General features: G+C 70.1%; 21 protein-coding genes and 1 tRNA gene. 6 read left to right on the top strand and 16 right to left on the bottom strand.

Translation table 11 applies throughout. The annotated features are described in order from the left end of the window. The first annotated feature begins 15 nt into the window (after positions 1-15). A tRNA-Leu gene (locus ASE34_RS06510) sits at positions 16-88 on the top strand. A gap of 11 nt (positions 89-99) precedes the next feature. Here the strand turns inward: ASE34_RS06510 and ASE34_RS06505 are convergent. From ASE34_RS06505 to ASE34_RS06455, 11 genes are all read right to left on the bottom strand, one after another. Further along, positions 100-810: a DedA family protein gene (locus ASE34_RS06505; RefSeq protein WP_056277947.1), complete on the bottom strand. Its 711-nt coding sequence runs from the start codon at positions 808-810 to the stop codon at positions 100-102. Further along, a complete protein-coding gene (locus tag ASE34_RS06500; protein WP_056277944.1) occupies positions 807-1,622 on the bottom strand; it encodes a hypothetical protein in 816 nt (271 codons plus the stop codon). The genes ASE34_RS06505 and ASE34_RS06500 overlap by 4 nt, the downstream gene beginning before the upstream one ends. Positions 1,623-1,908: 286 nt before the next feature. Continuing rightward, a complete protein-coding gene (locus ASE34_RS06495) occupies positions 1,909-3,378 on the bottom strand; it encodes an NAD(P)/FAD-dependent oxidoreductase (protein WP_053099042.1) in 1,470 nt (489 codons plus the stop codon). A 39-nt stretch (positions 3,379-3,417) separates the two neighbouring features. Beyond that, entirely contained in the window at positions 3,418-4,710 is a 1,293-nt protein-coding gene (locus ASE34_RS06490) for a S8 family serine peptidase (protein ID WP_053095506.1), read from the bottom strand. Further along, on the bottom strand, positions 4,707-5,249 hold the full coding sequence (locus tag ASE34_RS06485) for a DUF501 domain-containing protein (RefSeq protein WP_053095505.1): 543 nt from the start codon (positions 5,247-5,249) through the stop codon (positions 4,707-4,709). Before ASE34_RS06485 ends, ASE34_RS06490 begins: the two co-directional genes overlap by 4 nt. 68 nt (positions 5,250-5,317) lie before the next feature. Next, on the bottom strand, positions 5,318-5,881 hold the full coding sequence (locus ASE34_RS06480; protein ID WP_082586546.1) for an FtsB family cell division protein: 564 nt from the start codon (positions 5,879-5,881) through the stop codon (positions 5,318-5,320). Positions 5,882-5,934: 53 nt separating this feature from the next. Next, positions 5,935-7,215 (bottom strand): phosphopyruvate hydratase, encoded by a 1,281-nt coding sequence (gene eno / locus ASE34_RS06475; protein ID WP_053095504.1) that lies wholly within the window; start codon positions 7,213-7,215, stop codon positions 5,935-5,937. A gap of 99 nt (positions 7,216-7,314) precedes the next feature. Next, on the bottom strand, positions 7,315-7,974 hold the full coding sequence (locus ASE34_RS06470; protein WP_053095503.1) for an O-methyltransferase: 660 nt from the start codon (positions 7,972-7,974) through the stop codon (positions 7,315-7,317). A 31-nt stretch (positions 7,975-8,005) separates the two neighbouring features. Continuing rightward, a complete protein-coding gene (locus ASE34_RS06465) occupies positions 8,006-8,956 on the bottom strand; it encodes a CPBP family intramembrane glutamic endopeptidase (protein ID WP_056277941.1) in 951 nt (316 codons plus the stop codon). Positions 8,957-9,047: 91 nt separating this feature from the next. Further along, positions 9,048-10,067: a DUF1648 domain-containing protein gene (locus tag ASE34_RS06460; protein ID WP_056277938.1), complete on the bottom strand. Its 1,020-nt coding sequence runs from the start codon at positions 10,065-10,067 to the stop codon at positions 9,048-9,050. Next, entirely contained in the window at positions 10,064-10,414 is a 351-nt protein-coding gene (locus tag ASE34_RS06455; RefSeq protein ID WP_056277934.1) for a GntR family transcriptional regulator, read from the bottom strand. Before ASE34_RS06455 ends, ASE34_RS06460 begins: the two co-directional genes overlap by 4 nt. 100 nt (positions 10,415-10,514) lie before the next feature. Here ASE34_RS06455 and ASE34_RS06450 point away from each other — a divergent pair, with 100 nt between their 5' ends. Next, entirely contained in the window at positions 10,515-10,985 is a 471-nt protein-coding gene (locus tag ASE34_RS06450; protein WP_056277931.1) for a PaaI family thioesterase, read from the top strand. Between the two features lie 48 nt (positions 10,986-11,033). Beyond that, on the top strand, positions 11,034-12,260 hold the full coding sequence (locus ASE34_RS06445; RefSeq protein WP_056277928.1) for an APC family permease: 1,227 nt from the start codon (positions 11,034-11,036) through the stop codon (positions 12,258-12,260). Here the strand turns inward: ASE34_RS06445 and ASE34_RS06440 are convergent, their stop codons facing one another. Then, positions 12,261-13,064: an AraC family transcriptional regulator gene (locus tag ASE34_RS06440; protein ID WP_056277925.1), complete on the bottom strand. Its 804-nt coding sequence runs from the start codon at positions 13,062-13,064 to the stop codon at positions 12,261-12,263. It abuts the gene before it with no gap. Positions 13,065-13,218: 154 nt separating this feature from the next. On the opposite strand from ASE34_RS06440, the gene ASE34_RS06435 reads away from it, so the two are divergent. Next, positions 13,219-13,743 (top strand): VOC family protein, encoded by a 525-nt coding sequence (locus ASE34_RS06435; protein WP_056279003.1) that lies wholly within the window; start codon positions 13,219-13,221, stop codon positions 13,741-13,743. Here ASE34_RS06435 and ASE34_RS06430 read toward each other — a convergent pair. The 4 genes from ASE34_RS06430 to ASE34_RS06415 all read right to left on the bottom strand — a co-directional run bounded on the left by ASE34_RS06430 (position 13,712) and on the right by ASE34_RS06415 (position 17,760). Then, the gene (locus ASE34_RS06430) at positions 13,712-14,524 is read right to left on the bottom strand and encodes an SGNH/GDSL hydrolase family protein (RefSeq protein ID WP_082586545.1); all 813 of its coding nucleotides are present in this window, start codon (positions 14,522-14,524) and stop codon (positions 13,712-13,714) included. The genes ASE34_RS06435 and ASE34_RS06430 overlap by 32 nt on opposite strands. A 53-nt stretch (positions 14,525-14,577) precedes the next feature. Then, positions 14,578-15,828, bottom strand: coding sequence for a histidine--tRNA ligase (locus tag ASE34_RS06425; protein ID WP_056277920.1), 1,251 nt, complete (start codon positions 15,826-15,828; stop codon positions 14,578-14,580). Positions 15,829-15,893: 65 nt separating this feature from the next. After that, positions 15,894-16,508 carry a MazG family protein gene (locus tag ASE34_RS06420; protein ID WP_053099038.1) on the bottom strand — a complete coding sequence of 205 codons (615 nt, stop codon included), beginning with the start codon at positions 16,506-16,508 and terminating at the stop codon, positions 15,894-15,896. Positions 16,509-16,593: 85 nt separating this feature from the next. After that, on the bottom strand, positions 16,594-17,760 hold the full coding sequence (locus ASE34_RS06415; protein WP_056279001.1) for a Na+/H+ antiporter NhaA: 1,167 nt from the start codon (positions 17,758-17,760) through the stop codon (positions 16,594-16,596). An 86-nt stretch (positions 17,761-17,846) separates the two neighbouring features. Here ASE34_RS06415 and ASE34_RS06410 point away from each other — a divergent pair, with 86 nt between their 5' ends. Together ASE34_RS06410 and gdhA are read left to right on the top strand one after the other, a co-directional pair. Beyond that, positions 17,847-20,534 carry a phosphoenolpyruvate carboxylase gene (locus ASE34_RS06410; RefSeq protein WP_056277912.1) on the top strand — a complete coding sequence of 896 codons (2,688 nt, stop codon included), beginning with the start codon at positions 17,847-17,849 and terminating at the stop codon, positions 20,532-20,534. Between the two features lie 151 nt (positions 20,535-20,685). After that, positions 20,686-22,056 (top strand): NADP-specific glutamate dehydrogenase, encoded by a 1,371-nt coding sequence (gene gdhA, locus ASE34_RS06405; RefSeq protein WP_056277909.1) that lies wholly within the window; start codon positions 20,686-20,688, stop codon positions 22,054-22,056. Positions 22,057-22,082 lie beyond the last annotated feature (26 nt).

The raw sequence follows: 22,082 nt of genomic DNA, 5'->3' as shown, positions 1-22,082 counted from the left end.
AGCCAGTCACATGGAGCCCCCGTAGCCCAATGGCAGAGGCAGGCGACTTAAAATCGCTTCAGTCTGGGTTCGAGTCCCAGCGGGGGCACAGCGCGCTTCTCAGCCATCCGCGCGTCCATCTGCCGCGCCGCGGGTCTGTCCGTTCGCGGATGCCGACCCGCGCGCCTCACGGATTCGGCGCAGGACCAGCACACCGACGGCGATCGCCAGCGCTGAATACACGGCGTAGTCGAGATACCCGAGCAGGTGCTCGAGCTGCTCGTGCTGGGTTCCCAGCAGGGCACCCACCCCGATGAGCAGAGTGTTCCACAGGCCGCTGCCCACGATGGTGTAGACGCTGAATCGCGCCAGGTTCATCCGCGTGGCACCCGCAGGGATCGAGATCAGGCTGCGGACTCCGGGGACCATCCGCCCCACGAGCACCGTCCACCCTCCGCTTCGCTGGAACCAGGCCACTCCCCGGTCCAGATCGCCGCGGCTGACCAGCTTGGTGGCCGCGAGAAGCCGCACGGCCCGCTCGATGCCGATGGCCGCCCCGAGCCAGTAGAGCAGGAGCGCCCCGATCCATGAGGCGAGGGTGCTCCACACGATCAGCCAGCCGAGCGTGAGGTCGCCGCTCTGACTCAGGTAGCCGGCGAACGGGAGAATCACCTCGCTCGGAATGGGCGGGACGAGCACCTCGAGGAACACCAGCACGCCCACCCCGATGTCGCCGAGCTGGGTGAGGACGTCGGCGGCGAACCCGGTGAGGCCGGAGAATCCGTGATCCGACGGCGATGACTCGGCGGCCGCCATGATCGCGCCGCTCATCGGCCGAACAGATCGCCGATTCCGGGGATGCCCAGGTCGCCGAGCCGCTGACCCCATTCGCTCGCGGCGTCGCCGAGGCCCGAGACGGTCTCACCGGCCGATCCGAGAACACCCTCAGCGGCTCCCGCGAGCTCCTCGCCGCCGAGTCCGCTCGCGATCGCCTCGACGTCGACACCCTGCGCGAGCGCGTCGAAGTCGACACCGAGCCCGGCCGCCTGCTCGAGAAGGGGGGCGGCGACGGCACTGCCGACGGCGCCGACCGCCACGATGCCCAACGCGCCCACGGCGGCGCCGCCGACGGCACCGGCAGCGCCGAACCCGCGCACCCGCGACAGGATGCCGCGCATGCGTCCGGGGTGCGCCGCCTCGGAGCGCCCGGCCGCACGTGCGAGATCCTCCGGCGAGGACGAGGTCGGGCGTTCGCCGGGCGCGAGCTCCGTGCTCATGCGCTCCTGCACCTGCGCGCGCTGCGCCGGCGTCAGCCGCGCGAACGCCTCGCGATGGATCTGCTCGATGCGGTGCGGATCGGCGGTCTCGAGCAGGTAGTCGTACCGTGCGATCGCGGCCCGGTCGGCATCCGACCCCGATCCGGCTGCACGGGAGGCGGAGGCGGCACCGGCAGGAGGCGGAGAGTACGGGTCACGCGACGTCCGGTGCACCGGCGGAGGAGAGTATCGATCATTCTCCGGGTGACGCCGTCCGGGCGCGGGAGGCGTCTGCCCCCGCGAGCCGTCGCGATCCGTGCGGGATCCGCTCTCGTCGAGATCGAGGGCGCGAGCGGCCATCCCGAGCAGTCGGTTGAGTTTTCCCATGGTGACGATTCCTTCGTGGTGTGGACGACCACGGGTCTCGACAGCGGTGCGGTGAGGGGTCCTTGGCCGTCCGCGGATACGGACGCCAGGTCTCCTCCACCCTCACGGGCCGGTGGGCCGGGACACGACCTCGTATCCGTAATGACGACACCACCGCAGACGGGAGTACTCCCCTTGCGCTGCCGACGGTAGCAAGCGCGCCTATGAACGGGGTGCGAGACACGCCCCGTCGGCGGAGACGACGAACGCCCCGACTCCGGAGGAATCGGGGCGTTCGAGGAGAGGACTACTTGGCGGCAGCCGTCTCGGCGGTCTTCTTGGCGGCCGGCTTCTTGGCACCGGTCTTCTGGCCGGCGGGCTTCTCGTCAGCAGCCTTGTCGACGGCGGTCGCCTGCGCGGCCGGAGCCGTGACGGCGGGAGCCGGCGCATCGGCGGCCGGACGCGGGCGAGCGGCGAACTCCTCGAAGACATAGCGCGGGTTCTGGACCGTCTCGAGGTTCACCAGGTCGCGACCGAGCCACAGGTTGTTCCACCAGCCCCACACCACGCGGAACTTGCGCTCCCACGTGGGCATCGCGAGGCCGTGGTATCCACGGTGGGCGACCCAGGCGACGAACCCCTTGAGGGCGATCTTGCCGGACTGGAAGACACCGTTGTAGAGCCCGAGGCCCGCGACGGCGCCGAGGTTCTTGTGGAAGTACTCCTTCGGGTCCTCGCCACGCAGCACGGCGACGATGTTCTTCGCGAGGAGCTTCGCCTGACGGACGGCGTGCTGGGCGTTCGGCACGCAGAAGCCGCCGACGCCACCACCGGACAGGTCGGGGACGGCAGAGACATCACCGGCGGCCCAGGCCCCGGGAACGAAGGCCTCGGGGGTGCCGACACGGAGGTCTGCACGGGTCTGGATGCGGCCGCGCTCCTCGATCGGGAGGTCGCCACCGCGCACCACCGTCGGGTTCGCCATGACACCGGCGGTCCAGACGATCAGATCGGTGGGGATGACCTCACCCGTCGACAGCTCGACGTTGCCGTCGACCGCGCTGGTGAGCTGCGTGTCGAGGTGCACGTTGGCGCCGCGCTTCGCGAGGTCCTTGAGCACCCACTCGCTCGTCTGCAGCGAGACCTCGGGCATGATGCGCCCCATCGCCTCGATGAGGTGGAAGTGGGTGTCGTCGAAGGTCAGCTGCGGGTACTTGCTGACCAGCGACGAGGCGAGCGAGCGCAGCTCGGCGAACACCTCGATGCCGGCGAAGCCACCGCCGACGACGACGACGGAGAGCAGGCGATCACGCGCGGGGCCCGCAGGCAGCGACGCCGCCTTGTCGAAGTTCGACATCAGGCGGTCACGGATCGCGACGGCCTCCTCGATCGTCTTCAGGCCGATCGCGTTGTCTGCGATGCCCGGGATCGGGAAGGTGCGCGAGACGGCACCCGCGGTCACCACGATCTGGTCGTACGCGAACTCGTACGGCTCACCCACGGGAGGCGTGATCGTCGCGACCTTCTCGGCGTGGTTGATTCCGGTCACCTTGGCGGTGAGCACGTTCGTGCGCTTGAGGTGACGACGGTGGGCGACCACCGAGTGTCGGGCTTCGATCGAGCCGGCGGCCACCTCGGGGAGGAACGGCTGGTACGTCATGTACGGCAGCGGGTCGACCATGGTGACGTCTGCTTCACCCTTGCGAAGGTGCTTCTCCAGCTTCCACGCCGTGTAGAAGCCTGCATAGCCTCCACCGACGATCAGAATCTTGGGCACAGTGCTGTTCTGAGGCACAGGGGGACAACTCCTCGGGAGTCAGGAATGTGGCGTGCGTGCGCGCGCCGATCGGATGCGCCGGGCAGCTGCGGTGACGCCAAGCGCTATCAGGATACCAGGGACTGTGAGCGCGATGAGCGGCAGGGTACCGTAGCGCAGCGATTCAGCGCTGGGAAGCAGCGGTGAACCGGCTTCCGTCGGCGCGTCCGCATCCGGCAGAGGCGGGACCTCGACCGGCGCGGCGGTGGGTTCCGGCTGCGGGACGGTCTCCGCCCGACGGAACAGGCGGACCCACTCGGCGAGGTCTCCCATGGGGTTCTCGGAGACCTTGGGCACGTCCCCGCTGATCGCCGCCTCGGCATCCACCAGACCATAGCCGTAGAGGGGGTCGGGAGGATCCGCCATGCCGGGGACCTCGATCGCCGTCTTGATGATGCGGTTGATGACGTTGGCGGCATCGAGCTCGGGATGCGCGGACCGGACGAGGGCCGCGATGCCCGCGACGATGGGCGCCGCACCGCTGGTGCCGCTCCAGGGCACGACCGTGCCGTCCGCCGAGACGCCGCGCAGGCCCTCGCTGGGTGCCGCGATGCCGATGGTGATCCCCTGCGTCGAGGCTTCGATGCTCGCCGTGCCCGTCTGATCGACTCCGCCGACCGTGAGCACGCCGGGGATCGTCGCGGGGGCGCCGATGATGTCGGTGCCGCTCCCCCGATTGCCCGCCGCGACCACGACCACGACGTCGTTCTCGAAGGCGTAGAGGAACGCGTCGTCCCAACTCTTGTCCCAGTCCAGCGTGTTCGTGGTGAACGAGAGGTTGATGATGTCCGCCCCGTGATCGACCGCCCAGCGCATCGCCTTCGCCACCTGCTCGGTGAACGGCACGGCGGCAGCTGCGCCGAACCCCACGGAGATCGAGAGCAGATCGGCTTCGGGGGCGACGCCGATCATGCCCTTGCCGTCGGCCGCGCCGCGCCCGGCGGCGAGGGATGCGACCCACGAGCCGTGATTGCCGTCGATGGCACCCACCGGGGTGCGCCCGTCGGGTGTCCCGGTGCCGGACACGTCCGTGCCGCCGACGACGGCCCCGTCGAACACTCCCGGGACCTTGGCGATCCCGGTATCGATGACGGCGATGGTCACTCCGTCGCCGCGGGTGGTCTGCCAGGCGTCTCGGATCCCGGCGCCATCGAGCCAGTATTCGGCGGCGCGCACCGGATCGGCAGGATCATCGGGCACCGGCGGCGGCGTCGCCGCTGCGCCGAGGAGCAGGACGGATGCCACGATCGTCGCCACCGCGACGCCGTTGCGCAGCATCCGCGGCGGCCTCATTCGGTCGACGCCTCGACGTCGCGCAGGGCCGCACCCGGGGCGTCGCACCGGCACTTCTCGGGAGACCACGTCGAACGCTCGAGCGCCACGTCACCGATCGGGTTCACGCCGGGGCCGGCCGCGAGAGCGTGACCGGCCAGAGCGTGCAGGCACTTGACGCGCGTGGGCATGCCGCCCGCCGAGATGCCGTCGATCTCAGTGACCTCGCCGAACTGCGCACGATCGGCGAGGTAGGCCTCGTGCGCCGCGAGGTAGGCCGCCGCGACCCCGTCGTCCTCGGCGAGGAGCGCCGCGAGCTCCGGCATGACCTGCGTGGCCTCGAGAGTCGACATGGCCGCAGTCGCGGCAGGGTGGGTGAGGTAGTAGAAGGTGGGGAACGGCGTTCCGTCCGGCAGCCTCGGCGTGGTGGCGACGACCGTGGGGTTGCCGCAGACGCAACGGGCTGCGATGCCGACGACGCCGCGAGCGGTTCTCCCCAACTGGGCCGACACCACGGCGAGTTCGGCGGTCGTGGGGGCGGGGAATGGCGGCGTGGTCACCCGACCAGCGTACGGGAGCCGACCGGGAGGATGCTCGGAGCACACGCCCCGTGCGGCGGCGGCGCAGGTCAGCGGGCGACTGCGGCCGTGTCGCTGAGTCCGGCGGACGTCAGAGTGCGCAGGAGCTGCGGCATCCAGTCGGAGGGCGTCTCCTCGAGCGTGTCGCTGACCGGGCCCTGCTGCTGCGGAAGCGCGGCGGGGTCGAGGTCGTTGTCGATCAGGTACACGACCTCGCCGGGCTTGACGTAATACAGGCGCTCACGCGCCTGGGTGGTGATGTACGCCGGGTCGTTCCAGCGTTCACGCTCTTTCTCGAGCGCGGCGATCTGGTCTTCGGAGACCTGGATCGACTGCTCCAGAGCCGAGATCTTCTGCCTCTGATCGATGAAGGTGCCGAGGGTCGGCACCAGCACCCACGCGCCGAGGACCACGAGAGACAGCATGATGACCGAGAAGGCCGACAGGCGGATGCCGGAGGCCCACTCGCGCACATCGACCCTGCGGTCCTGCGCGCCTCTGCTCGCCGCACCCCGGGGCGTCCGACCCGCGGTGCGCCGTGCGGGCGACGGCGGCGCTGAGGCGGGCCGGGTCGACCCCGGAGACGCCGAAGGAGGAGCCGGTCGTCGTGCCACGGCTCCTCCTTCGTTCGAGCCGCTCAGGCGGCTTCTGTCTGTCTCAGCTGTGTTCAGCCCTGGTAGCGCGGGAACGCGGAGCGGCCGGCGAAGACAGCCGCGTCGCCCAGCTCTTCCTCGATGCGCAGAAGCTGATTGTACTTCGCGACGCGCTCGCTGCGAGCAGGCGCACCCGCCTTGATCTGACCCGCGTTCGTCGCGACCACGAGGTCGGCGATCGTCGTGTCCTCGGTCTCACCCGAGCGGTGCGACAGCATGGCGGTGTAACCCGAGCGCTGCGCCAGGCTGACCGCGTCGAACGTCTCGGTGAGCGTTCCGATCTGGTTGACCTTCACGAGCAGCGAGTTGGCGACGCCGCGCTTGATGCCGTCAGCCAGACGCGTCGGGTTGGTGACGAACAGGTCGTCTCCGACGAGCTGGACCTTCGAGCCGAGAGCGTCGGTGAGGAGCTTCCAGTTGTCCCAGTCGTCCTCGGCGAGGGCGTCCTCGATCGTGACGATCGGGAAGTCGTTGACCAGACCCTGGTAGTACTCGATCAGCTCGGGGCCGGTCCAGTCCTTGTTGTCGAGGCGGTACACGCCGTCGCTGAAGAACTCGGTCGCTGCGACGTCGAGGCCGAGCGCGATCTCGGTGCCCGGCTTGAAGCCGGCCTTCTCGATCGCCTTGACGAGGAAGTCGAGACCCTCGCGGTTGCTGGGCAGGTCGGGGGCGAAGCCGCCCTCGTCGCCGAGGCCCGTCGCGTAGCCGGCGGCCTTCAGCTCGCCGCGCAGCACGTGGTAGGTCTCGACACCCCAGCGAAGCGCCTCGGAGTACGTCTCGGCGCCGATCGGCGCGAGGAAGAACTCCTGCATGTCGATGCCGTTGTCGGCGTGCTCGCCGCCGTTGATCACGTTGAAGAGCGGCACGGGCAGCACGTGCGCGTTGGGGCCGCCCAGGTAGCGGAACAGGGGCAGATCGGCCGAGTCGGCCGCGGCCTTCGCGACGGCGAGGCTGACGCCGAGGATCGCGTTGGCGCCGGTGCGCTGCTTGTTCTCGGTGCCGTCGGTCTCGATCAGGATCTCGTCGACGATGCGCTGCTCGCTCGCCTCGATGCCCTCGAGCGCCGGTCCGAGTTCGTCGATGATGGCGTCGACGGCCTTGAGCACGCCCTTGCCGCCATAACGGCTCTTGTCGCCGTCGCGCAGCTCGTACGCCTCGAATGCGCCGGTGGATGCACCCGACGGGACGGCTGCCCGCTGGACTACGCCGTCGTCGAGGAGCACCTCCACCTCAACGGTCGGGTTTCCGCGCGAGTCGAGAATCTCGCGTGCGCCTACAGCCTCGATCAGTGCCACTGATGTGCTCCTTGCTCAGAGAAAAGGTGTGTGGAGCGTCGTCGATCCGCGCCCAGTCTAGCCCGCCCGAACCTCAGCACCCGGGTCGGGGTCGGAGGTTCACACGACGACAGCGAGCGCGACGCCATCCCAGCCTTTGACACCGACCGTCTGCAGCGCGGTGGCGTCGAAGCGCGGGTCCTCGCCCAGCATCCGCAGTGCATCCCTGGTGCCGACGACCTTGGGGTCGGCCGCATCGTCGCGCACGATCTCACCCTCCCGTCCGATGTTGTCGAGCACGATCACGGTTCCGGGATGGCCCAGTTTCGCGGCCCAGTCGAGGTAGACCGTGTTCGACTCCTTGTCGGCGTCGATGAAGACCAGGTCGAAGCCGCCGACCAGCGTGGGGAGCACGTCGGCACCTCGGCCGATCCGGATGTCGACGCGGTCTCCGACGCCGGCGGCATCGATGCTCGCGCGGGCCACGGCGGCGTTGTCCGCTTCGGCCTCGACGGTGATCACCCGCCCCTCGGGACCCACCGCCCGTGCGAGCCAGATCGTCGAGTACCCGCCGAGCGTTCCGATCTCCAGCACGCGGCGAGCGCCGCTGATGCGGGCGAGGAGGTTGAGGAGCTTGCCGCCGACCGGCGCGACCTCGATCTCGGGAAGACCGGCATCGTGCTGAGCGGCCAGCGCCGCCTCCAGCTGCGGATCATGACCGACGAGGAGATCAGCGAGATAGGCGTCGGCATTCGACCAGGCGGCGGGAGTGGATTCCATGCCCTCAGCAAACCGTGAGCCCCGAAGAGCGTCAAGAGGGTTGCGGACCCCTCCCGGCTCGGGGAGCGGACAGCAGCCGCCCGGGCGCGCCCGCGAGCTCGGGCTGACGACGGAACTGGCCCGTGAGTGCCAATGCGGCGATCACCGCCGCCGCGACGATCCATCCCGCGACGCCGAGAGGTCCGGCGAGTGCGAGATCGGGCTGCGATGCGGCGAAGATGAGGACGAGTCCGGCGGCCGCGTTCAGCGAGCCGTGCGCGAGGACGGCGGGCCAGACCGATGCGGAGCGCAGACGCAGCCAGCCCAGCAGCACACCCCAGGCCATGCAGCCGCCGATCATGAACAGCACGCCGGTGATGTCGGTGCGCCCGAAGTTGTAGCCCAGCAGGATCACCGGGCTGTGCCAGAAGCCCCAGATCGCTCCGCTGATGAGGAGTGCCGGCCACGTGCCGAGCGGTCGCAGGGCCGGGACGAGCCACCCGCGCCAGCCGAGTTCTTCGCCGAACGCCAGCACACTGTTGATCAGGGCGCCGACAGGGATCATCACGATCTGCGAGATCACGATGAGCTCGATCGGGGGCATCGGCGCACCGGCGGGCAGCGACCTCGCGATCTCAGCGGAGAACGCCGAGAACGTCGGGTCGAGCTGCACCCATCCGAAGGCCGCCGCGACCACGATGCCGAGCACGACGAGAACCGGAGGGACGAGCCAGCCCGCCACCATCAGCCAGACGACCCGCCTCGCCGGGCGCAGGGGCCAGATGCCCAGGAAGCGGAGCCGCTCCCCCGGTGCCGGCACACGCAGGGCGAAGGTGACCACGAGCGCGGCGAGCGCGGGGGTCAGCATCATCACGGGCAGCAGGAACCAGGTGCTGGGCTCGGCGAGGCCGTCGCCCAGCCACAGCGGCAGGGCGACGAGCCAGGCGAGCCCGCACGCGAGCGCGACGAAGAGGACGACGGATGCGGCTCTGATGCGGGTCATGGATTGACTCCCGGTTCGGTGTCGATGTGCTGTTCGGTGTCGATGTGCTGTTCGGTGTCGATGTGCTGTTCGGTGTCGATGTGCGGTGCGATCATCGGGATGCTGCGGAAGCGAGGACGGATGCCGCTGTGGAGGCGTCATCGACGGTGACGACGAACACGCGACCGTCTGTGCGGGTGATCTCGAGGGCCTCGCCGGTGCGCAGCACGAATCCGCGCCGCCCGTCGGTGCCGATTCGGTAGCCCCAGCCGCCGAACTCGGCGAACGGGTCGACCTGCACCGCGCGAGCGCTGGCGATGTCGGCCGCGGCGATCTCGAGACGCGGCCATCCGGCGACGGAGCGCACCCGAAGGCCAGCGGTGCTCGCCCGCACCCGGAACGACAGACCCGTCGCCACGACGATGACGAGGACCGCAGTGATGCCCGCCACGATCCACCCGGCGGCGATGCCCCGGGCGAGCAGCAGCACGCTCACGGCGACCGTGAAGAAGACGCTGATCCCGAGGACGACCTGGCCACTGCGGGCCACGTTCACGGTCTTCATCCACACGGCGCGCTCGTGGTCGGCGAGAGGGAGAGGTGCCGCCGGATCCGCGGACGCGACGGATGCGACGGGCACCTTCGGCTGCGCGAACCATCCGATCACCCCGAGGCCGGCGGCGATCGCGACGATGACCGGGACCCAGAGGGTGATGTCGGGCGCCTCGGTCGCATCGGAGAGCCCTCGCTGGGAGCCGGTCGTCGTGATCGCGAGCATGGACATCAGGCCCGCCATCGCGAGGCCGGCCGCTCCGAGCAGACGGGCGGTCGTCGACCACTGCGACTGGGGAAGCGGCCCGCCCGAGCCCCGTGGGGGCAGCCTGTGCGAGACCAGGACGATGATCGCGAACATCGCCACGATCCCTCCGCCCAGGCCGATCAGCATGACCAGTGGCGTCCACCGCGGCGCGAAGCCATCGGCCCCGTCGAGGCCCCAGTGGATCGCCGCAGGATCGGGGATGTCGGGCAGCCACGCCAGGACGATGACGGCGGCGAGCACGATCAGAGCGGCGGGGACGATGACCCCGACCCACCAGAAGGCGGTGCGGGCGCGGCGGATCTCGGGGGTCATGCGTCGGTCTCCTTGATGAGCGCGGCCAGTGTCGAGGAAGAGAGTCCGAGGGCTGCGGCGCGGGCGACGAGCGCGGCGATGTCCTGTGAGAGCTCGGCGAGCGGAGATGCAGCAGCGGACACCACCGCTCCCCTGCCACGGCGCAGATCGATCAGCCCCTCGTCGCGCAGCTGCTGATAGGCACGGAGAACGGTGTGCAGGTTGATCTCGAGCGCCTCGGCGAGTTCACGGGCTGCAGGCAGCCGGTCACCCGGCACGAGACGTCCGGCGAGGACATCGGCGCGAACGGATGCCGCGACCTGATCGAAGAGCGGCCGAGCGCTGTCGGCGTCGATGCGGATCAGCATCCCGTCCTCCAATCTTCTAGTAGTTCTACATAAACTATAACAACTGTCGCAACCCTCCAGCGAGCTTTGTCCGGATCAGGCCGTCGGCCACACTGACCTCATGCGCATCACTCCCCGTCGTCTCGCCACGGGCATGAGCCTGTGGGTCCCCAATCTGTTCAGCGGCATCCGCATCCGCCGCTTCAGCGAGGACTGGACGCACGCCACGGTCGAGCTGCACGTCAACGTGTTCACCCGCAATTACGTGAAGACGGCATTCGGCGGCTCGATGTCCGCGATGACGGACCCGTACTTCTTCATGCTCGTGATGCATCAGCTCGGCCGGGACTATGTCGTCTGGGACACCCGGGGCGAGATCGAGTTCGTCAAGCCCGGGCGCGGGGTGCTGACCGCCGAGTTCGAGGTCAGCCGCGAGCGGGCCGAGGAGATCCGCGAGCGGGCGCACGGCGGTGCGAAGGTGCTCGAGTGGTTCGAGACCGTCATCACCGACCGCGACGGAGACGTCGTCGCCAGAGTCCGCCGACAGGTCTACATCCGCGAGAAGCAGCGCGTCACCTCCGCTCGGGGCTGACGGCGACGGCGATACCGGACGTTCACCCGGACGTGCCACGATGACGGGATGCCCCTCGCCCGCCGCCTGACACTGGTCGACGCCGTCGCGATCGGTCTCGGTTCGATGATCGGCGCCGGCGTGTTCTCCGTGTGGGCACCGGCCATGGGAGTCGCCGGAAGCGGCATCCTGATCGCCCTGGCGATCGCCGCGATCGTCGCCTACTGCAACGCGACCGCCTCGGCGCAGCTCGCCGCCGCGCATCCCGTCGCCGGCGGCACCTACGCGTACGCCCGCGCCGAGATCGGCCCGTGGTGGGGATTCGTCGCCGGATGGAGCTTCGTGATCGGCAAGATCGCCAGCTGCGCGGCGATGGCCATGACCTTCGCCGCCTACGCCGCACCGGACGGCTGGCAGGTGCCGGTCGCCGTCGCTGCCGTCGTCGCTCTCGCGGCGGTCAACTGCTTCGGCGTGACGCGAACCGCCCTCGTCACGCGCATCCTCGTCGTGTGCTCGCTGCTCGGACTCGCTGTGGTGGTCGCGGTGGGCCTCGGCGGTTCCTCGTCTACCGCCCCGGCTCCCCTTCCGGATGCCTCCGCGTACGGGGTGCTGCAGGGCGCAGGCCTGCTCTTCTTCGCGTTCGCGGGATACGCGCGCATCGCGACGATGGGCGAAGAGGTCGTCGACCCCGCCCGGACGATCCCCCGGGCGATCGCCCTGGCCCTCGGCGGCACGGTCGTCGTCTACACGCTCGTCGCGATCACGGTCGTGATCGTGCTCGGCGGCGACGCGGTCACGAGCACCACCCCTCTCGCCGATGTCGTCACGGCCTCGGCGTGGACCGCTCTCGCTCCTGTCGTCCGCGTGGCCGCGGCCGCCGCCTCGCTCGGAGCTCTGCTCGCCCTCCTGACCGGCATCGGTCGCACCACACTGGCGATGGCCCGCGAAGAGGATCTGCCGCGCTTCCTCGCGAAGGTCGACGAGCGTTGGCACGTACCCCGTCGGGCCGAGATCACGATCGCGGTCATCATCGTGGTGATCGTGCTCGTCGCCGATCTGCGCGACGCGATCGGCTTCTCCTCGTTCGGTGTGCTGCTGTACTACCTCATCGCCAATGCGGCGGCCTTCCGCCAGCGCACTGCGGCTCGCCGCTATCCGCGGGTGCTGCAGGTCGTCGGTGCGCTCGGGTGCCTCGTGCTCGTGAACACGCTGCCGGTGGTGGCTCCGGTGGCGGGTACCGCGGTCGTGCTGGTCGGTGTGCTCTATCGGATGATCCGGCTGCGGCTCGCGCGCTGATCAGGGTGGCGCGGCAGCGCTCCGAACGTCCTGCGCGGAGGACGCCCGGTACGCGCGGGGCGCGATTCCGAGCACGTTCCGGAAGTCGCGGGTGAGATGGGCGTGATCCGCGTACCCCAGGTCGGCGGCGAGATCCGCCAGATCGACCGTTGGGTGCAGACGCAGGTGCTCCGCGGCCTCCTGCAGCCTGCGGCGCCGGATCATGGCGGCCGGCGACACTCCGACGTGACGATGGGCGAGGCGCTGCAGCGTGCGCAGCGAGACCGCGAGTCGGGTCGCGGCCTCCTCGACCGAGTCGGCCGCGCCCTCCTCCATGAGCACCTCGACCAGCGCGTTCGCATGCCTCGCACTGTCGTCGAGGGGTCCGACCCGACGAGCGAGCCACTCCGAGAACACCGCGACGGCGCGTTCGCGGTGCCCCTCCCCCGACGCCATCGCAGCACTGACCCCGTCCGCGAGCTCGGGAGCGACGACCGGCTGCTCGGAATCGACGAGTGCGGCAGGGTCGTCGATGAGGGCCGCGACAGCTGCGGGTCGCAGCAGGGCGCCCACTGCCCAGCCCGTGCCGGTCAGCTCGCGATGCGAAGCCCGTGTCGTCGCCCCGGACAGACTCACGTCACCGTTCTCGACGACGAGGTTCAGCGCCGGGTAGCCGACGATCTCCTGGCGAGACGATCGAGCGGGCTCGATGCTCCACTCGGGAATCCAGAACCACACCGCGAGGTCCCGCGCGGCGGTCGCAGGCGGCAGACGATGGAAGTCCGGCAGCCGGGCCGGATACAGCACACCGCGGGTCGCACGCATCGCTAGCCGCCCGCGAGGATCGTCACAGTGACCCGCATGGCGGACACGGTCGGTCCGAGGTCGTCGACGTCCATGCCTCGACCCTATGACCCGGCGCACGATCGTGTCGCGCAAGTTCAAGCGCGCGTCTGCGACTGCTCCCTACTGTGGCTGCATGAGCACCGAGAACAGGACCGGCGTGACCGGCGAGCACACCACGGACGGCCGACCGAACAGCGCGACCTCCCTCACTCCCTTCCTCGCGGTCCCCCGGGCACGGGAGGCGATCGAGTTCTACCGGGACGTCTTCGGCGCTCGCGTCATCGATGTCACGGAGTTCGGCGGTGTCGTCGCCCATGCGGACCTCGACTTCGGGTTCGGCCACCTGCAGCTGGGCGAGCCGAGCCCCGACTATCATCTGGTTTCTGCGCCGTCGGGAGACGACGACTGCTACTCGATGGGACTCTATGTCTCGGACGTCGACGCCGTCGTCGAGCGTGCCGTCGCCGCGGGCGCAACCGTGCGCGAGGCTCCGTCGGCGTTCGTGTCGGGAGACCGATTCGCCAGCATCCGGGATCCGTTCGGCGTGCGATGGTCGGTGATGACCCGGGTCGAAGACCTCTCGGACGAGGAGAGCGCACGGCGGGTCGCCGACTGGGCGGCGTCCTTCAGTGCTGCCCCGTCTGACGGCGCGAGCTGAGCGCGGTCTCGGCAGCCCGACACGCGGCCGGGAGCAGTGCCTCCGCCGTGCGCCGATAGCCGAGCGGACTCGGGTGGAAGCGATCGAGGCTGAACATCGCCTCCGGATCGTCGAAGAACATCGGGCCGACGGCGCGGCGGAGGTCGACGGGGTGCGCGCCCTCGGCACGAGCGGCCTCGGCCTGTACCCTGGCGAGTCGACGGGACATGCTCGACATCAGGCGCCGCAGAGGCTGCGGTACCGGGCGGAGGGCTCCGAGATCGGGACAGGTGCCGACCACGATCTCCGTACCCCGAGCACGCAGCCGTCGGACGGCCTCCCGCAGGTGCTGCGTCGAGACGGCGACGGGGATGCGGTGCGTCACGTCGTTGCCCCCGACCACGATCACGGCGACATGCGGGGCGTAGTCCTCGGGCAGCGCGTCGAGCTGGGCGGCGAGGTCGGGCGATTCGGACCCGACGACGGCGGCCGTGCGCAGATGGACCGGTCGTCGCATCCGTCGCGCCAGACCCTTGGCGAGTCGTCCGCCCAGTGTCTCCTTGCGCCGCTCGGCGCCGAGGCCCGCCGCCAGCGAGTCTCCGAGCACGAGCAGATCGATCGGCATGCCGTCGAGCGAACGACGCCAGACGCGGTCGGCGTCGATCGACTCCTCACCGAGCGGCTTGCCGATGCGTCGACGTGCGATCGCGGCCTGTCGGGTGAGGACGACCCGGATTCCGGCGGCGGCCACCGCGGTGGCGACACCCACCGCCGCGACGGCGACGAACGGCGGTCGGCTCATGTCCCGATTCGACCGGAACGGCGTGAACGCCGAGTGAACGGCATCCGCCGAACTCAGGAGAGGGGCTTGAGCTCCAGCTCCGAGGTGCCCGACGAGACGGTCGCGAACTCCGTGTATCCGTCGGCGGCCGAGCGCTCGAGCAGGGCTTTCACGTTCTTCGTGCGTCGTTCCAGCCGCACTCGCGCCCCGGAGCCCACGAGACCCGCCTTGTGCATGACGAGCTCGGCGACCGGCACGTCGGCGTCGTGGATGAGCACGACGGCGCGCTCGCCGGCATCCGCGCCCGCCGTCACGAGGTCGACGAGGCGCTCGAAGCCCAGCGAGAACCCGACGGCAGGGACCTGCTGGCCGAGGAAGCGGCCGATCATGCCGTCATAGCGACCGCCGCCGCCGAGCGAGTACGACACCGAAGGGTGGGCCAGCTCGAAGATCGTGCCCGTGTAGTAGCCCATGCCGCGCACGAGGAACGGGTCGAAGACCAGCGGGATGTCGGTCGCGCCTCGGCCGGCGGCGACGGCCTCGCCGATCGCGACGAGGTGTCCGACGATCTCGTCGGGGGCACCGTCGGGAAGCGCCTTGCGGATCTGACGTTCGCCGAAGGGGTTGTACTCCATGGTCTGCGGGCGCAGGAGGAAGGCTTCGAACGCGTCGACGGCCGATGGCGCCGAACCGCGCTCGCGCAGCTCGGCGGCGACGCCGTCGGGCCCGATCTTGTCGAGCTTGTCGATCGTGATGAGGACCCCGGGACGTTCGTCGCCCGTGAAGCCGAAGCTGTCGAGCATCCAGTCCAGCGCACGGCGGTCGTTGATGCGCACGGTGGCGCCCTCGAGACCCAGTGCGTCGACCGCATCGAGCGAGGCGACCATGAGCTCGGCCTCCGCGCGCGACGAGTCGTCGCCGATGATGTCGATGTCGCACTGCACGAACTGGCGGTAGCGCCCCTTCTGCGGTCGCTCAGCACGCCAGACCGGACCGATCTGGATCGCGCGGAACACACCGGGGAGCTGAGCGCGATTGCTCGCGTAGAAGCGCGCGAGCGGAACCGTGAGGTCGTATCGCAGACCGAGGTCGGCCAGGGCGCCCTGGTCGTCGGCGGCGTCGCGGATGGCATCCGCATCGAGGCCGCGGCGCAGCACGTTGTAGGCGAGCTTCTCGTTGTCGCCGCCGATGCCGGCGTGCAGTCGCGAGTACTCCTCGAGCGCCGGGGTCTCGATCTCGTCGAACCCGTGCGAGCGGTAACGATCACGGATCACGGAGAGGACGCGCTCGCGGCGAGCCTTGTCGGCGGGGAGGATGTCGCGCATTCCGCGCGGCGGGTTCACAGTAGCCACGCCTCCATCTTTCCAGGTCGGCGGGCCAGGCCGTGGACTCAGGCTTCGGATTCCGCCTCGCGGACCTCGGCCTCGACCGCTCGGAGCCGTTCGCGCAGCGCTCGTTCGGCATCCCAGCCCTCGGCGCGCGCGACCGCCACGAGGCGGAGAAGTGCGTCGCCGAGCTCTGCTTCCGAGGAGGGCGCCGGTCCAGCCCCGTCCGCGTCGGTCCGGGCGACGACGACGCCGGCCCCCTCGGCTCGACCGGCGACCTTCTGTGCCAGCGCGAGCGCCGGCATACCGCGCGGGATCCCGTCGAGGACGCTGCGTCTCGCGCGTTTCTCCGCCGCCTTCGCGGCGTTCCAGTGCACCAGGACCTCTTCAGGGGTCGTCGCGACCTCGTCCGCGAAGACGTGAGGATGCCGCCGCACCATCTTCTCGGTGAGCGTGGCCGCGACATCGTCGATGTCGAACGGGTCGTCGGGGTCCTGCGCAGCGATCGCGGCGTGGAACAGCACCTGCCAGAGCAGGTCGCCGAGCTCCTCACGCAGGTCGGCCCGTGAGCCGTCCTCGACGGCGTCGATCACCTCGTGCGACTCCTCGATGAGATACGGCACGAGATCACGATGGGTGATCTGCTGCGACCAGACGCAGCGATCCCGGACCTCGCGCATCGTCTCGGCTGCGGCGCGCAGCGGGTCTCGGGCGGGCTCTGCACTCACCGGTCCTCCTTCGAACGCCACTCGGGTCGCCTCGCGGTCACGAGGTCACGGCGCCGCGTCGTCGGTACGTACGGGCGCGGAGTGACACGATCACACCCGAGAGCACGAGAGCCACGAGCGAGCCGACGAGCACACCGAGGATGGCCTGATCGCGGGTGCCGGCGTCGGCCGCGAAGGCGAGGTTGGCGAGCAGAAGCGAGACGGTGAAGCCGATGCCGCCCAGCGCACCGGCGGCGAAGATGTCGGCGAACGGCAGGGCCGGCGCCGCGCCTCGGGGCCGGATCCGCATCGCGAGCCACCCGAACAGGGAGATGCCGATGATCTTTCCGACGGGCAGCGCCACGACGATCCCCCAGAAGGCGGGAGAGAGCTCCGACGGTGCGAGGGCGGGGATCACCACGAAGGCGGCGACGAACGCGAAGATCGGCAGGATCGCGCCGTTCACGGTCGGTTCGAGCACGTGCCTGGTGCGCGCGGCAGGAACGGGCGACATCACGAGCCCGAGCATCACGCCGGCGATGGTGGCGTGGATGCCCGACGAGGCCACCAGGCCCCAGGCGACGACGCCGACGATGATCATCGCGACGGCCACCGCCGGATGCCCCTTGGCGTGGAGCAGTCTGCTGAGCAGCCAGAACGCGACGACGGCGGCGACGACGAGCGCGAGGAACAGCCACTGCACGTCGTGCGCGAAGAGGACCGCGATGAAGATGATGCCGATGATGTCGTCGAGGATCGCGAGCGCGAGCAGGAAGACGCGGACGTTCGACGGAAGCCCCCGTCCGAACATCGCGAGCACGCCGAGCGCGAAGGCGATGTCGGTCGCCGTCGGGATGGGCCAGCCCGTGGCGGTCGCGGAGTCGCCCGCGATGAGCAGATAGACAGCGATCGGCACCAGCACACCGCCGGCGGCAGCGATGGCCGGCTGCACGGCCTTGCTGGGCGAATCGAGCTCGCCGTGGGTGAGCTCGTGCCGCAGCTCGATCGCCACCACGAGGAAGAACACGGCGAGAAGCCCGTCGGACACCCAGTGCTCGATCGAGAGGTCGAGCACTGTGCCGGGCACGGCGATGTGGAAGTCGAGCACCGCGGCGAGCGCATCATGCGAGGGAAGATTCGCCAGCAGGATGCCGAGCCCTGCCGCGACGAGGAGCAGGACAGCAGGGAACTGCTGGCCACGGAGAGGGTTCGCGGAGATGCGCATCGCCCCCATGGTAATTGCGAGCGCCCCGCACGTCTCACATCGTCATGCGTTCAGAGCACGACCCCGACCCGGGATACTCTCGAACGGTGACCCCCGAACACGCCTTCCCCGAGCCCACTGACACCTCGGCCATCCGCATCATCGGCCGTTTCGAAGCGGGCCGCGGCATTCCGGATGCCATGCGCACCGATGTCAGAATGCTCGGCGCCCTTCTCGGCCAGGTACTGCGCGAAGCAGGCGGTGACGACCTCTTCGAGGACGTCGAGCGGCTGCGGCTGGCGACGATCCAGGCCTATGACGAAGAGACCTCCGACGCCTTCGATCGGGCGGCCGCGATCGCCGAGTCGTTCAGCATCGCGCGCGCCGACGAGGTCGCCCGGGCGTTCACCTGCTACTTCCACCTCGTCAATCTCGCCGAGGAGCACCAGCGCGTGCGGGTGCTCCGTGAGCGCGCCGGCCAGCCGGGCCGCGAGGATGCGGCCGACACCGTCGCCACCGCCTATGCGCGTCTGAAGACGGAGGTCGGTGACGACGAGGCGCTCCGCCGTCTCGAGGGCCTGCGCTTCCACCCGGTGTTCACCGCCCACCCGACCGAGGCACGCCGTCGCGCGGTGTCGTCGAGCATCCGCCGCCTCTCCGAGCTGCTCACCCAGCACGACGCCGCGAGCGAGGGCGGGTCGGAGGAGCACCGCGCGCGCCGGAGGATGCTGGAGGAGATCGACACCCTCTGGCGCACCGCGCCGCTCCGCGCCGAGAAGCCCTCGCCGACCGACGAGGTGCGCACGGTAATGGGCGTGTTCGACGAGACGCTGTTCACCACCGTGCCGCACGTGTACCGGCGCATCGACGACGCACTCCGCGGCGACGACTCCGGCTCGAGCGCTCCGGTCGTGCCCGCGTTCGTGCGCATCGGGTCCTGGGTCGGCGGCGACCGCGACGGCAACCCGTTCGTGACCGCATCCGTCACCCGTGAGGCGTCGCAGATCGCGTCCGACCACGTGCTGCGCGGACTGGAGCGCGCACTCGAGCGCATCGGCCGCGCCCTCACGCTCGACGCCGAGGACACCCCTGCGAGCGCCGGAGTCACGGCGCTGTGGGAGGCCTTCGCCGCCGCTGAGCCGCGCGTCGCCGAGGAGCTGGGCGCCCGCTCCCCCGGTGAGCCGCACCGCCGCGTGCTGCTCGCCCTCGCCCACCGTGTCGCGGCCACCCGCCGCGGCGAGGAGCAGCGCTACTCGCGCCCCGAGGAGCTGCTCGACGACCTGCGCACGGTGCAGTCGTCGCTGGCGGATGCGGGCGCGAAGCGCCATGCGTTCGGCGGCGTGCAGCACCTCATCTGGCAGGTGGAGACCTACGGCTTCCATCTGACCGAGCTCGAGGTGCGTCAGCACTCGCAGGTGCATCGCAAGGCGCTCTCGGAGCTCTCCAGCGGCGACGCGATCAGCGCGCAGACCGAGGAGGTGCTCGAGGTCTTCCGCGTGATCGCCGAGATCCAGCGCGACCGCGGCCTGCGGGCTGCCGGCCGCTATGTCGTGTCGTTCACTCAGTCGGCGTCCGACCTCGCGAACGTGTATGCGCTCGCGAGGCACGCGCTGGGCGACGACGCGCCCGTGCTCGACGTCGTTCCCCTGTTCGAGACCTTCGCCGACCTGCAGGCCGCGCCCGCCATCCTCGCGGAGGCCGTGACGTTCCCGGAGTTCCAGGAACGCCTCGCCACGACGGGCAACCGGCTCGAGGTCATGCTCGGCTACTCCGACTCGTCGAAGGACGTCGGCCCGGTCGCCGCGAACCTCGCCCTGTACGAGGCGCAGGAGAAGATCGCGCAGTGGGCCAAGGACTCCGACATCGAACTGACCCTGTTCCATGGTCGCGGCGGTGCTCTGGGCCGAGGCGGCGGACCCGCCAACTCGGCCATCCTCGCTCAGCCGCCGCACTCGGTCGACGGTCGCTTCAAGCTCACCGAGCAGGGCGAGGTCATCTTCGCGCGCTACGGCGAGCCGGCCATCGCGATGCGCCACATCGATCAGGTCGCCGCGGCGACGCTGCTCGCCTCGTCTCCGTCCGTCGAGAAGCACGCGAGCGACGCCGCCGCACGCTTCGCCGACATCGCCGCCGTCATGGACACCTCGTCGCGCGAGCGCTTCTTCTCGCTCGTCAAGGCGGAGGGCTTCGCCCCCTGGTTCGCCACGGTCACCCCTCTCGAGGAGATCGGCCTGCTCGCCCTGGGCTCCCGCCCGGCTCGACGCGGGCTGTCGGTCGAGTCGCTGGAAGACCTGCGCGCGATCCCGTGGGTCTTCGCCTGGACCCAGGCCCGCATCAACCTCGCCGGCTGGTTCGGACTCGGAACCGCTCTCGCCGCCGTCGGCGACGAGGCCCGTCTCGCCGAGGCCTATCGCGACTGGCCGCTGCTGCGCACCATGATCGACAACGTCGCCATGAGCCTCGCGAAGACCGATGAGCGCATCGCCCGCCAGTACCTCGCCCTCGGCGATCGGGACGATCTCGCGCAGCTCGTGCTCGACGAGCTGTCGCTGACGCGCGAGTGGGTCATCCGTCTCACCGGCGGCGTGGGCCTGCTCGAGAACAAGCCGATCCTGCAGCGCGCCGTGCAGCTGCGCACTCCGTACGTCGACGCCCTGTCGCTGCTGCAGCTGCGCGCCCTCCGCGCACTGCGCGACCCGGCCGAGGCGACCGGCTCGGGTGCCGACGACGAGCAGCGGCGACTGCTGCTGCTCTCGGTGAGCGGCGTCGCGGCGGGCCTCCAGAACACCGGGTGACCCCCGCGTCGTCGTCCCCGAACAAGCGCATGCCGGTGTGAAGGTGCTCACCTCGGCGTGCCCGCTAGAGTGAAAACTTCGCCGTATCCGGCGCACCCTCACGCGACACGATCGCACGCAGCACCATCCCCCGATCAGAAAGCTCTTTCGCGTGACCTCTCCGTCTTCCGTCGACTTCCATCCGCTCGCCGACGACGTGCAGCCCGTGTTCGACACGGTGCTCGCCCGCAGCCCGCACGAGCCCGAGTTCCAGCAGGCCGTGCACGAGGTGCTGAACTCGATCGCACCGGTGCTCGCGCGCAACCCGCAGTACGTCGACGGCGGCATCCTCGAGCGTCTGGTGGAGCCGGAGCGGCAGATCCTGTTCCGCGTGCCGTGGGTCGACGATGCCGGGCGTCTGCAGGTCAACCGCGGCTACCGGATCCAGTTCTCCTCGGTGCTCGGACCGTACAAGGGCGGCCTGCGCTTCCACCCGTCGGTCAACCTGTCGATCATCAAGTTCCTCGGGTTCGAGCAGATCTTCAAGAACGCACTGACCGGCCAGGGCATCGGCGGCGGCAAGGGCGGATCCGACTTCGACCCGCACGGCAGGTCGGATGCCGAGATCATGCGCTTCTGCCAGTCGTTCATGAACGAGCTCTACCGTCACCTCGGCGAGCACACCGACGTCCCCGCCGGCGACATCGGCGTCGGCGGTCGCGAGATCGGCTACCTGTTCGGCCAGTACCGCAAGATCACCAACCGCCACGAGTCCGGCATGTTCACCGGCAAGGGCACCGGCTGGGGTGGCGCAGAGGTGCGCACCGAGGCGACCGGCTACGGCGCGGTGTTCTTCGCACAGGAGATGCTCGGCGTGCACAGCGACTCGCTCGACGGCAAGCGCGTCGGCGTCTCGGGCTCGGGCAACGTCGCGATCTACGCGATCCAGAAGGCATCCCAGCTCGGCGCGACCGCCGTCACGGCATCCGACTCGTCGGGGTACGTCGTCGACGACGCCGGCATCGACGTCGACCTGCTGCGCCAGATCAAGGAGGTCGAGCGCGCGCGCATCGTCGAGTACGCCCACCGTCGCCCCGGCGCCCGATTCATCGAAGGCGGCAGCGTCTGGGAGGTCCCGGTCGACATCGCCGTGCCGTCGGCGACCCAGAACGAACTCGACCTCCACGCCGCCGAGACCCTGATCGCCAACGGCGTGCGAGCGGTCTCGGAAGGCGCGAACATGCCCTGCGTCCCCGCTGCCGTCGATGCGTTCCAGAGCGCCGGAGTCCTCTTCGCGCCGGGCAAGGCCGCGAACGCGGGAGGCGTCGCCACCTCCGCTCTCGAGATGAGCCAGAACGCGTCTCGCCAGCGGTGGAGCTTCGACGCGAGCGAGAACAAGCTGCGCGAGATCATGGCGGACATCCACCGCGCCGCGTTCGACGCCGCGGAGCGCTACGACGTGGCCGGCGACTATGTCGCCGGGGCGAACATCGCGGGCTTCGAGCGCGTCGCGGGCGCGATGCTCGCCCAGGGCGTGATCTGACCGGAGTCGCACCCACTGCGCACGAC

The sequence above is a fragment of the Microbacterium sp. Root280D1 genome (assembly GCF_001428975.1).
Classification (GTDB): domain Bacteria; phylum Actinomycetota; class Actinomycetes; order Actinomycetales; family Microbacteriaceae; genus Microbacterium.
The sequence above is the reverse complement of the archived record's forward strand: the minus strand, read 5'-3'. Positions and strand labels throughout refer to the sequence as shown.